Here is a 2138-nt window from a genome sequence, read left to right on the forward strand (position 1 = left end):
TGTTTCGCTATGCCGTGCCGCCTGCGGACGGCGTATCGGCGCCGTTCGTCGTCTACGGCCTGCCGCCGCTGAACACCGTGCTCGCCCGCGCGGTGATGGAGCGCTCGCCGTATGCGCGCAGCACGCCCGTCGAGCCGACGCTCGACGCGCTGACGGCGCTGTCGCAGGTCGTCTGCGACGTGCGGGAAGTGGTGGCGATGTCGGTCACGCTGCGCGTGCTGTCCGACCGCGCATGGGTGATCGCGCCGCGCATCACGCTCGCCTCGGGGCGCAGCCGGCTCGCGATCATGCCGTATCCGCGACACCTCGAGCAGACACTCGAGTGGCGTGGCGAGACGGTGACGATCCGTCCGATCCGTCCGGAGGACGAGGCCGCACACAACGAACTGCTCGGTGCGATGACGCCGGAAGATCTGCGGATGCGTTTCTTCGGCGCGGTGCGCAGCTTCGATCATTCACAGGTGGCGCGCATGACCCAGATCGACTACGACCGCGAGATGGCTTTCATCGTGTCGTTTACCGATGTGTCGGGGCGCGACCATACGCTCGCGGTGGCGCGTGCGGTTGCCGATCCCGACAACGAGACGGCGGAGTTCGCGATCGCGGTACGGCCCGATCAAAAGGGCAAGGGGCTCGGCCGGCTGATGATGACCCGCATCATCGACTACGCCCGCTCGCGCGGCACCGCCTGGATGGTCGGCGAGGCGCTGCGCGAGAATTCGGCGATGATCTCGCTCGCGAAATCATGCGGGTTTGCGGTGTCGACGACGGAGGAACCCGGCGTCGTGGGTTTCAGGATGAAGTTGCAGCCGTAGGCGTCACCCTGTGGTTCGATGCTCGAGGGTAGCGCATGGCGGCAATGCGTCCTGACGTTTCGCCATGTCGGAAGTTAACTCAGGAATGCAAAGCTTTTGAGCCAGCCTCCCGCGTGAAGCGCTTGCGAACGTGTCGAACCCGTCGATCGCAGCGATACCGCGAAGCGCGCGATGTCCTGCGATGCTCGTCACGTGCTGCCGACATTCATCCTGCGTTCACCCTCGGTAGCCGTTTCAAGCGATGTGCTTGCACACGTGCGTGGCCATATTCCGGCCTTGCAAATTCGAAGCCGTCATCAAGGTGAGACTTTTCGGGAGCGGCGAGTGAGCTTTTCCGGGACAGCGTGGTGAGCCGATACGGGAGCCTTCGGTGAGCCTTCCCGGGAACGGCCGGTGAGCACCTGCGGGAGAGGGCGGTGAGCCTTTCCGGGACGCCCCGGTGAGCACTTGCGGGAGCGATCGGTGAGGACGTTCGGGAGGCGTCAGTGAGCGTCTCCGGGAGCCTTGGGTGAGCTTTTACGGGAGGCTGTGGTGAGCGCTTGCGGGATGCTGAGGTGAGCTTTTTCGGGAGCATGCGAATGCACGGCTCCCGCGGGGGCGGCGCCGGCCAATGCCGGCGTCACGCGGGGGTACGGGCACGCAGGAACCGTGCCCGTGATTACATTCACGCAGCGAGTTTCGACGCCGCGTCGTTCACCTGGTCGCGCGAAATCGCGAGTTCCTCGAGGTGCGGATCAGCATAGACCGCACCGGTTTCGCGCTCGAGGCGGGCGATCGTCAGCGCGCAGCGCGCGGTGTCTTTCGGCATCGCGATGAAGCGCTTGACCGACTCGCCGGACGTGAACGCGTCGAACAGTGCGCTGCGCACGTCGTCCGGAAGCGTCTTGGTCCACTGGTACGGCTTGCCGTTGAACGTGATCGACGGCGGCAGCGTGCGTTCTTTCTTGGTCGCCGTGATGAGCCCGTAGGTACGCGCCGCGTCGCCGATCTGCTCGGGCGAGAAGAGTTCGTCAGGCGTGATGTCGAACTGCTCGATGTAGTTCTCGATCGCCTGCATTGCGGCGGCACGATCGTCGCGCTTCTTCTGCGCGCGCGCGACGATGTCGCGCAGCTCGTCCGCTTCCTCGGGCGTGATCGTGAAGCTTGCCTGCTTCTGCTGAAGTTCGGAGAAACGCTGGAATTCTTGATCGTTCAGAAGTTTGGCCATGACATCCATCGGACACGACGGCCGCGACAACCGGCCGCCGTAGTTTTTGAGAGGGCCGCTATTCTAGCGTAGCGCCGCGGGTAGCCGATGCGACATCGCGCATCGGCCACCGCGGG

The 2138-nt window shown here is 64.9% G+C and carries 2 protein-coding genes; one reads left to right on the plus strand and one right to left on the minus strand.

Going from position 1 to position 2138, the window contains the following annotated elements; translation table 11 throughout:
- The coding region (locus tag JMF90_RS34545) for a GNAT family N-acetyltransferase (protein ID WP_201326113.1) at positions 1-815 on the plus strand (815 nt) is incomplete at its 5' end.
- A gap of 664 nt (positions 816-1479) precedes the next feature.
- Here JMF90_RS34545 and JMF90_RS34550 read toward each other — a convergent pair.
- Positions 1480-2031 (minus strand): hypothetical protein, encoded by a 552-nt coding sequence (locus JMF90_RS34550; RefSeq protein ID WP_011548905.1) that lies wholly within the window; start codon positions 2029-2031, stop codon positions 1480-1482.
- Between the last annotated feature and the right edge of the window lie 107 nt (positions 2032-2138).

The sequence above is a fragment of the Burkholderia sp. E168m23 genome (genome assembly GCF_016586125.1).
Taxonomy (GTDB): Bacteria; Pseudomonadota; Gammaproteobacteria; order Burkholderiales; family Burkholderiaceae; genus Burkholderia; species Burkholderia orbicola.

What these genes read in the sequence shown, in the direction of transcription:
- JMF90_RS34550 (WP_011548905.1), bottom strand. Translation starts at nt 2,031, where the DNA reads ATGGATGTCATGGCCAAACTTCTGAACGATCAAGAATTCCAGCGTTTC.